The following is a 9,331-nucleotide window of genomic DNA, read 5'->3' on the forward strand; positions in this document are numbered from 1 at the left end:
GCCTGGCGCGCCGCGGCCACGGCGCCCGGCGCGGGGGAGGGAGGACGCCGGGGCCGGGGCCGCAGGCGTTACTTGGTGAGGATCAGCTTGTCGTTGCTGGTGTGGCGCAGGCGATACACGCGGTCGCCGTGGCGGATCAGGATCTCGCGGCGGCCGCGCAGCAGCTGCTCGCTGCTCAGGGCCTCGGCATCGATGGAAACGCTGGCGCCGTCCGGGGTGCTGCGGACGGAGGACGAAGGCAGGCTCAGGCGATGCACGTTCATTGCGGACTCCAGCGGGGGGGACGGGAAGGCTCCAGCCCCGCCAATGATAATAATTCGCATTTGCGTGTCAACGCCTCAGCGGGTGGTGACCACCTCCAGCCGCTGCCACACCTGCTCGTCGTGGCGCTGCGCCACGTCCAGCGCGGTGAGGTTCTGCAGCAGCTGCTCCACCCCGCTGGCGCCGAGGATCACGCTGCTGACATGCGGATTGCGCAGGCACCAGGCGATGGCCAGCGGCGCCGGCGCCTCGCCGAGCCGGGCCGCCGCCTCGACGAAGGCTTGCGCGCGCTCCAGCCGGCGCTCCTGCGGGTCGCCCAGCACCAGCGGCTGCAGCCAGCCGGCATCGGCCTGGGCCAGCCTGCCCTCCCCGGCCAGGCCGTTGGCGTACTTGCCGGTCAGCAGGCCCGAGGCCAGCGGCGACCAGGTGGTGGTGCCCAGGCCCAGCTCCGAATAGAGCGGTGCGTACTCCAGCTCCACCCGCTGCCGGTGCAGCAGGTTGTACTGCGGCTGCTCGACCACCGGCGCGGCCATGTGCTCGCTGCGCGCGAAGCGTGCCGCCTCGCGGATCAGCGCTTCCGGCCATTCCGAGGTGCCCCAGTACATGACCTTGCCCTGGCGCACCAGCATGTCCATCGCCGCGACCGTCTCCTCCACCGGCGTGTCCGGATCCGGGCGGTGGCAGTAATAAAGGTCCAGGTAGTCCACCCGCAGCCGCTTCAGCGCGGCGTGGCAGGCATCGACCACGTGCTTGCGCGACAGCCCGCGCTGGGTCGGGCGCGGCGCTTCGGCGGCGCCGAAGAACACCTTGCTGGAAACGCAGAAGCCGTCGCGCGGCAGGCGCAGGTCGGCGATCACGTCGCCCATCACCCGCTCGGCCTCGCCGTTGGCATAGGCCTCGGCGTTGTCGAAGAAGTTGATGCCGTGGTCCCAGGCCGCGGCCACCAGTTCGCGGGCCTGGCCGCGGCCGACCTGGCGGCCGAAGGTCATCCAGGCGCCAAAGGAAAGCGCGGACAGCTGCAGGCCGGTGGCGCCAAGGCGGCGGTATTGCATCGGAGTCACTCCTGTGGATCACGGATGCGGCAGTGTAGGCGCGTCCGCCGCGGGGCCGCGCAACAAGGCGCCCGGCGATCGTCGCAACACCCCTGCGCCGCCTTTGGCGACGGGCCCTGGCGTGCTCCATACATACGCGCAGGGGGCCGACCTGCTACGCTTTCGCACATCCTTAACATTCGCGGAACCCTCATGATCGAGGCAATCGGACGGATCGGCTTCGGCCTGTTCGGACTGGCCGTGCTGATCGGCATCGTCTGGCTGTTCTCCAACAACCGCCGCGCGGTGGACTGGAAGCTGGTCGGCACCGGCGTGGTGCTGCAGATCGCCTTCGCGGCGCTGGTGCTGCTGGTGCCGGGCGGGCGCGAGGTGTTCGACGCCATGAGCCACGGCTTCGTGCGCGTGCTCGGCTTCGTCGGCGAGGGCTCCAACTTCATCTTCGGCAGCCTGATGGACACCTCGACGGTGGGCTTCATCTTCGCCTTCCAGGTGCTGCCGACCATCATCTTCTTCTCGGCCCTGATGGGCGTGCTCTACCACCTGGGCGTGATGCAGGCGGTGGTGCGGGCCATGGCCTGGGCGATCACCAAGGTCATGCGCGTGTCCGGCGCCGAGACCACCAGCGTCTGCGCCAGCGTGTTCATCGGCCAGACCGAGGCGCCGCTGACCGTGCGCCCGTACATCCCGAAGATGACCCAGTCCGAGCTGCTGACCATGATGATCGGCGGCATGGCCCATATCGCCGGCGGCGTGCTGGCGGCCTACGTGGGCATGCTCGGCGGCGGCGACCCGGAGCAGCAGGTGTTCTACGCCAAGCACCTGCTGGCGGCGAGCATCATGGCCGCCCCGGCCACCCTGGTGATCGCCAAGATCCTGGTGCCGGAAACCGCCGAGCCGCTGACCCGCGGCACGGTCAAGATGGAAGTGGAGAAGACCACCGCCAACGTGATCGACGCGGCCGCCGCCGGCGCCGGCGACGGCCTGCGCCTGGCACTGAACATCGGCGCGATGCTGCTGGCCTTCATCGCCCTGATCGCCCTGGTCAACGCCCCGCTGACCTGGCTGGGCGAGGTCACCGGCATCGCCTCGGCGATCGGCAAGCCGACCAGCCTGTCCACCATCCTCGGCTACCTGCTGGCGCCGATCGCCTGGGTGATCGGCACGCCGTGGGCCGACGCCACCACCGTCGGCTCGCTGATCGGACAGAAGGTCGTGATCAACGAGTTCGTGGCCTACACCGAGCTGTCGCAGATCGTGAACGGCCAGGTGCCGGGCCAGGTGCTCAGCCGCGAGGGCGCGCTGATCGCGACCTACGCGCTGTGCGGCTTCGCCAACTTCAGCTCGATCGCGATCCAGATCGGCGGCATCGGCGGCCTGGCCCCGGAGCGCCGCCAGGACCTGGCGCGCTTCGGCCTGCGCGCGGTGCTGGGCGGCTCCATCGCCACCTTCATGACCGCCACCATCGCCGGTGTACTGTCGCACTTCGGCTGACCGCCGGCCGGCGGCCGCGCGCCCCCGCGCCCGGCCTGGCCATTCCCCCCGTAGTCCAGACGCAGCAGAGGCTCCATGAATCCGGTCATCGTCGTCGGCTCCTTCAACGTCGACCATGTCTGGCGTTGCAACGAACTCCCCGCCACCGGCGCGACCATTGCCGGCCAGTACATGACCGGCCCCGGCGGCAAGGGCTTCAACCAGGCCGTGGCCTCCGCCCGCGCCGGCACGCCGACCACCTTCATCTGCGCCCTCGGCGAGGACGCCGGCGGCGCGCTGGCGCGCGAACTGGCCGCGGCCGACGGCATCGACCTGCGCGCCGAGTCCAGCAGCGAGCCCACCGGCACCGCGGGCATCTACGTCGACGCCCGCGGCCGCAACACCATCGTCATCGGCGCCGGCGCCAACGGCGTGCTGGGCGTGGCCCACGTCACCGCCGACCCGGCGCTGGCGCGCGCGGCCGGCGTGCTGCTGGCCCAGCTGGAATCACCGGTGGATGCAATCGAGGCGGCGCTGGCCATGGCCCGCGAGGCCGGCACCACCACCGTGCTCAACCCGGCGCCGGCCAACGCGCAGGCCAGCATGGGCCTGCTGCGCCTGGCCGACGTGCTGACCCCGAACGAGACCGAATTCGCCGCCCTGCTCGCGCGCCAGGTCGGCGAGCGGGTGGAGCCGGACGCGGTGGCCGCGCTGGATGGCGCGCGCCTGCACGCGCTGTGCCGCAAGCTGCTGCCGCACGGCACCGTGGTGGTGACCATGGGCTCGGTGGGCGTGTTCGTCTCGCATGCCGAGGAGCAGTTGCGCGGTGATGCCCAGCCCTACTACCGGATCGGCGCCGAGAGCGTGGCCGCCAGCGATACCACCGGTGCCGGCGACGCCTTCAACGGCGCCCTGGCCGCCTCGCTGGCGCGTGCCCCGGAGCAGGCCTTCGCCACCCACGTGCGCTACGCCAACCGCTTCGCCGCGCTGTCCACCGAGCGCCCCGGCGCGGCCGCTTCGATGCCGGGCCACGACGAGGTGCTGGCCCGCTTCCCGGGCTGAGGCGGCGGCGATGCGGATCGGTCCCTACGCGATCGAGCCGAGGGTGGTGCTGGCGCCGATGGCCGGCGTCACCGACAAGCCGTTCCGGCTGCTGTGCAAGCAGCTGGGCGCGGGCCTGGCGGTGTCGGAGATGACCATCTCCGACCCGCGCTTCTGGAACACCCCCAAGTCGTTGCGGCGCATGGACCACGCCGGCGAGCCGGATCCGGTCAGCGTGCAGATCGCCGGCACCGAGCCGCGGCAGCTGGCCGAAGCGGCGCGCTACAACGTCGACCAGGGCGCGCAGATCATCGACATCAACATGGGCTGCCCGGCCAAGAAGGTGTGCAATGCCTGGGCCGGCTCGGCGCTGATGCGCGACGAGGCGCTGGTGGCGCGCATCCTCGAGGCGGTGGTGGCGGCGGTCGAGGTGCCGGTCACGCTCAAGATCCGCACCGGCTGGTGCGCCGAGGTGCGCAACGCGCCGGCCATCGCCCGCATCGCCGAGGACGCCGGGATCGCCGCGCTGGCGATCCACGGCCGCACCCGCAACCAGCACTACACCGGGCAGGCGGAGTACGACACCATCGCCGAGGTGAAGTCGCGCCTGCGCATCCCGGTGGTGGCCAACGGCGACATCGACTCGCCGGCCAAGGCCGCCTTCGTGCTCGCCTACACCGGCGCCGACGCGGTCATGGTTGGCCGTGCCGCGCAGGGCCGGCCGTGGATCTTCCGCCAGATCGCCCATTACCTGGCCACCGGCGAGGAGCTGCCAGAGCCGGCCGTGGCCGAGGTGCGCGACATCCTGCTTGGCCACCTGCAGGCGCTGCACGCGTTCTACGGCGAGGAACAGGGCGTGCGCATCGCCCGCAAGCACCTGGGCTGGTACGCGAAGGACCGCCCGGAGAACGCCGCCTTCCGCGCCGTGGTCAACCGCGCCCAGACCGCCGCCGAGCAGCTGGCCCTGACCCGCGACTACTTCGACGCGCTGGAAGCCGGCGTGGCGTTCGCCCTGCCCGAGGTGGCCTGAGCGCGTAGCGACGGCAGCGCTGAAGCGTGGCTGTTGCGACCGGGGCGATGTGTCGTGATCCCGCCCCCTCCCGCGCCCCCTCCCACGGGGAGAGGGAAACTGCGCAATCCCGAATCACGAATCACGAATCAAGAAACCCCAATCACTCCGGCGCCTCCCAGATCCGCCGCCACATCGGCCCCAGGCGCCGGCGCGCTTCCCAGGGCAGGCGCAGTTGCTGCGGCCGGATCGCCTGCCAGCGGCCGTCGGGACCGCGCTGGGCCACCACGAACACGAAGCTGTAGTCCGGTTCGGCGCCCATGCGCAGGTCGGACAGTTCCAGGCGGCCGTCGCGCTCGCGCGCCTTCATGAAGCCGTGGTTGAACCAGGCCAGGCGCTGCACCGCCGGGATCTGCGCGGCCTCGGCCAGGGCCTGGGTATTGGACGGATGGCCGCGGAACGCGATCGGGCCCTGGTCGGCCACCAGCGAGTGCTCGCCCTCGACGAAGCCGCTGGCCGTCATCGCCACCACCCGCCACAGCAGGGTGTTGAACGGCATCGGCACCGAGAAGCGCGGCGCATCGCCCAGGCCCATGGCCGCCAGGGTGCGCTGGGCCTGGCGCTCGACCATGGCCTTGGCCGCCAGCGACCAGCCAAGGTAGGCGCTGCTGAGGACCAGGCCAGCCACCAGCGCGCGCTGCGCCAGCGGCCGCTCCCGCGCCCACCAGGCGACCCCGCAGCCCAGCAGCAGCCACACCGTGTACAGCGGATCGATGATGAACACGCTGGACCACATCACCGGCGGCACCGGCAGCGGCCACCACAGCTGGGTGCCGTAGACGGTGAACGCGTCCAGCAGCGGATGCGTCACCAGCGCCAGCTGGATCGCCCAGAACCAGCGCGCCGGCGCCTGCGCCACCCGCCCACGCCCGTACCGCCGGAACAGCCACCACAGCAGCCAGCCCAGCAGCGGCAGCACGAACAGCGAATGGCTGAAGCTGCGGTGCGCGGTCATCAGCACCACCGGATCGTCGCTGGCCAGCATGATCGGCAGCGAATCCAGGTCCGGCAGGGTGCCGAGGGCGGCGCCGGCCAGCAGCGCGGCGCGGCGGTGGCGGGCGGGGGCGATGGCGGCGGCGACGGCGCCGCCGAGGACGATCTGGGTCAGCGAATCCATGGCCCGGATGCTAGCAGCCGGCCTTCACGCCGGCCCGCGGCGGGGGCGCCCCCGTTAACGGAAACCGACCCCGGCGGCGGCAGAATGCAGGACGGCGCGCGCGCGTGTATCATGCGCGGCCATCTTTTCATCCGAATACAGGGATATAGCCCGATGTCCAGCTATCTCTTCACCTCCGAATCGGTCTCCGAGGGCCATCCGGACAAGATCGCCGACCAGATCTCCGATGCGGTCCTGGACGCCATCCTGGCGCAGGACAAGCGCGCCCGCGTGGCCTGCGAGACCCTGGTGAAGACCGGCGCCGCCATCGTCGCCGGCGAGGTGACCACCACCGCGTGGGTGGACATCGAGGCGCTGGCGCGCCGCATCATCAACCAGATCGGCTACGACAACTCCGGCGTCGGCTTCGACGGCCACACCTGCGCCATCATCAACATGCTCGGCAAGCAGTCCCCGGACATCGCCGCCGGCGTGGACCGCAAGAAGCCGGAGGAACAGGGCGCGGGCGACCAGGGCCTGATGTTCGGCTACGCCTGCAACGAGGCGCCGGAGTTCATGCCGGCCCCGATCTACTACTCGCACCGCCTGGTCGAGCAGCAGGCCAAGGTCCGCAAGAAGAAGAACTCGCCGCTGCCGTGGCTGCGCCCGGACGCCAAGAGCCAGGTCACCCTGCGCTACGACGGCAACAAGGTGGTGGGCCTGGACGCGGTGGTGCTGTCGACCCAGCACGACCCGGGCATCAGGCACAAGGACATCGTCGAGGGCGTCTACGAGTACATCCTCAAGCCGGTGCTGCCGAAGAAGTGGCTGGAGACGCTGCCGAAGAAGAAGCTGCACATCAACCCGACCGGCATCTTCGTGATCGGCGGCCCGGTGGGCGACTGCGGCCTGACCGGCCGCAAGATCATCGTCGACACCTACGGCGGCATGGCCCGCCACGGCGGCGGTGCGTTCTCCGGCAAGGACCCGTCCAAGGTCGACCGCTCGGCCGCCTACGCCGCCCGCTACGTGGCCAAGAACGTGGTCGCCGCCGGCCTGGCCGACAAGTGCGAGGTGCAGGTGTCCTACGCCATCGGCGTGGCCGAACCCACCTCGATCTCGGTCACCACCTTCGGCACCGGCCGCATCCCGGACGCGCAGATCGAGAAGCTGATCCGCAAGCACTTCGACCTGCGTCCGTACGGCATCATCAAGATGCTGGACCTGGTGCACCCGGTGTACCAGGCCACCGCCGCCTACGGCCACTTCGGCCGCAAGCCGTACGAGGTCAGCTACACCGACGGCGCCGGCAAGAAGCAGGTCGCCACCGCCTTCTCCTGGGAGAAGACCGACAAGGCCGAGGCGCTGCGCGCCGACGCCAGGCTGAAGTAATCCGCCCCGCCGCATCCGCGGCGGCCGGAACCAGCGAAGGGCCGCGCGATGCGGCCCTTCGCTTTTGCGCGGCGGCTACAGCCGCACGCTTACCCGGACCGATTCGGCGCCACCGGCGCGGGCGGCGACCACGCGTTCGCCGATGCGCTCGAACACCAGGTCCAGGCGCGCCCCGCCCACGTCCAGCCGCTCCACCCACAGCCGGTCCACGCCCGGCGGCAGCTGCGGGTGCTCGATCGCCACCTCGCCGGCCAGCGCATCCACCTCCAGGCCCAGGCAGGCCTGCAGCAGCATGAACACCGAGCCGGCCGACCAGGCCTGCGGCGTGCACGCCACCGGATAGGCGATCGGCGGCTCGCCGGCGCTGCGCGGGAAGCCGCAGAACAGTTCCGGCAGGCGCATGTCGAAATGGGTCGCCGCCTCGAACACCTCGCCCAGCAGGCGCGCCGCCTGGCGGCGCGCGCCGTAGCGCGCCATGCCCGCCGCGCACAGGGCCACGTCGTGCGGCCATACCGAGCCGTTGTGGTAGGACATCGGGTTGTAGCGCGGCTGGTCCGCGGCCAGGGTGCGCACGCCCCAGCCGTTGTCGAAGCGCGGCGAGGCCAGCTGCGCGATCACCCGCTGCGCGCGCTCCGGTGGCGGCAGGCCCACGTACAGCAGGTGCCCGGGATTGGAGGCCAGCACCCGGCACATGCGCCCGTCGCCATCGCGCGCCAGCGCGTAGAAGTCCAGCGCCTCGTCCCAGAAGCGCGCCTCCACGGTCCGGCGCAGGCGCCCGGCGCGCGCCTCCCAGGCTTGCGCCGCCGCGTGCTCGCCACGCTCGCGCGCCAGCGCCGCCATCGCCCGCAGCGCCTCGTAGGCATAGCCCTGCACCTCCACCAGCGCGATCGGGCCGGAGGGCAGCTGCCCGTCCTCGTGGAACACCGAGTCCTCGCTGTCCTTCCAGCCCTGGTTGGACAGGCCGCTGTCCTGCCCGCGCGCGTAGGCCAGCAGGCCGTCCGGGTCGGCGTCGCAGCTGCGCTCGATCCAGCCGGTGGCGCGCTGCAGCGCCGGCCACAGCTGGTCGATGAAGGCGCGGTCGCCGGTGCGGCGGAAGTAGCGGCCGGCCAGGGCCACGAACAACGGGGTGGTGTCCACGCCGCCGTAGTACAGGCCGAACGGCACCTCGCCCAGCGCCGCCATCTCGCCCTTGCGGGCCTCGTGCATGATCTTGCCCGGCGCCGAATCGCGGAAGCTGGAATCCTCCGCGGCCTGGCGTTCGGCGAGGAAGGCCAGCACGCCGCGCGCCAGGCCCGGGTCCAGCCACAGGGTCTGCAGCGCGGTGATGATGGCGTCGCGCCCGAACGGGGTGGAGAACCAGGGAATGCCGGCGTACGGGTAGCGTCCCGAAGGCAGGTCGCTGGCCAGCAAGGCGATGTCGGTGCGCGAGCGCTCCACCCAGGCATCGAACAGCAGGCCGCTGCCGCGCAGGCGCGCCCCGGAGCGGCGCCGCGCGCGCAGCGCGCGCCGGGCCTGGGCCATGGCCCGGCGGTGGCGGGTGGCTTCCGGCTGGCCGGCGTCGGCGCCGGCCTCCAGGTACAGGGCGAAGCTCGCGCGCGGGTCCAGCCGCAGTTCGAAGCGCGCCATGCCCTCCTCCAGCCGCGCCGGCGCGGTGGAGAAGGCCAGCACGGTGCGCCGCTCCACCCCGTCCAGGCCCTGGTAGCGCAGCACCACGCGGTCGGCCGCGGCCTCCACCTGCGGGTAGTTGCCGCGGCGCACGCGCTCCATGCCGCGTACCTCGAACATGTCGCGGAAGTCGGCGGCGAACTCCAGGGTCAGCGGCACCGACACCGGCACGCGGTCGTAGTTGGAGCAGACGATGCGCTCGTGCAGGCGTCCCTGCCACAGGAAGCGCGAGCGCTCGATGTGGATCACGCCCCGCCCCGCCGCCGCCTGCCGCCGATCGGCGGC

8 protein-coding genes are annotated in these 9,331 nt (G+C 71.8%); 4 read left to right on the forward strand and 4 right to left on the reverse strand.

The window, feature by feature from the left end; genetic code table 11:
- Positions 1-68 precede the first annotated feature (68 nt).
- On the reverse strand, positions 69-263 hold the full coding sequence (gene hemP, locus B351_RS0102300; RefSeq protein ID WP_019397441.1) for a hemin uptake protein HemP: 195 nt from the start codon (positions 261-263) through the stop codon (positions 69-71).
- 75 nt (positions 264-338) lie between these two features.
- Complete coding sequence (locus tag B351_RS0102305) at positions 339-1,313, reverse strand: aldo/keto reductase (RefSeq protein WP_019397442.1); 975 nt, start codon at positions 1,311-1,313, stop codon at positions 339-341.
- Positions 1,314-1,505: 192 nt separating this feature from the next.
- On the opposite strand from B351_RS0102305, the gene B351_RS0102310 reads away from it, so the two are divergent.
- The 3 genes from B351_RS0102310 (at position 1,506) to dusB (ending at position 4,854) form a co-directional block, all read left to right on the forward strand.
- Positions 1,506-2,804, forward strand: coding sequence for a NupC/NupG family nucleoside CNT transporter (locus B351_RS0102310; protein ID WP_019397443.1), 1,299 nt, complete (start codon positions 1,506-1,508; stop codon positions 2,802-2,804).
- Between the two features lie 75 nt (positions 2,805-2,879).
- Positions 2,880-3,845 carry a ribokinase gene (locus B351_RS0102315; RefSeq protein WP_019397444.1) on the forward strand — a complete coding sequence of 322 codons (966 nt, stop codon included), beginning with the start codon at positions 2,880-2,882 and terminating at the stop codon, positions 3,843-3,845.
- Between the two features lie 10 nt (positions 3,846-3,855).
- Positions 3,856-4,854 (forward strand): tRNA dihydrouridine synthase DusB, encoded by a 999-nt coding sequence (gene dusB / locus B351_RS0102320; RefSeq protein WP_019397445.1) that lies wholly within the window; start codon positions 3,856-3,858, stop codon positions 4,852-4,854.
- Between the two features lie 142 nt (positions 4,855-4,996).
- Here the strand turns inward: dusB and B351_RS0102325 are convergent, their stop codons facing one another.
- Positions 4,997-6,010, reverse strand: a complete 1,014-nt coding sequence (locus tag B351_RS0102325; protein ID WP_019397446.1) for a metal-dependent hydrolase — start codon at positions 6,008-6,010, stop codon at positions 4,997-4,999.
- 153 nt (positions 6,011-6,163) lie between these two features.
- On the opposite strand from B351_RS0102325, the gene metK reads away from it, so the two are divergent.
- Positions 6,164-7,381 carry a methionine adenosyltransferase gene (gene metK / locus B351_RS0102330; protein WP_019397447.1) on the forward strand — a complete coding sequence of 406 codons (1,218 nt, stop codon included), beginning with the start codon at positions 6,164-6,166 and terminating at the stop codon, positions 7,379-7,381.
- Positions 7,382-7,456: 75 nt separating this feature from the next.
- On the opposite strand, the gene B351_RS0102335 is transcribed toward metK, so the two are convergent.
- Positions 7,457-9,331: amylo-alpha-1,6-glucosidase (locus B351_RS0102335; RefSeq protein WP_026010257.1), on the reverse strand; the 1,875-nt coding region annotated here is incomplete at its 5' end.

It is taken from the genome of Pseudoxanthomonas sp. GW2 (assembly GCF_000283075.1).
Taxonomy (GTDB): Bacteria; Pseudomonadota; Gammaproteobacteria; order Xanthomonadales; family Xanthomonadaceae; genus Pseudoxanthomonas.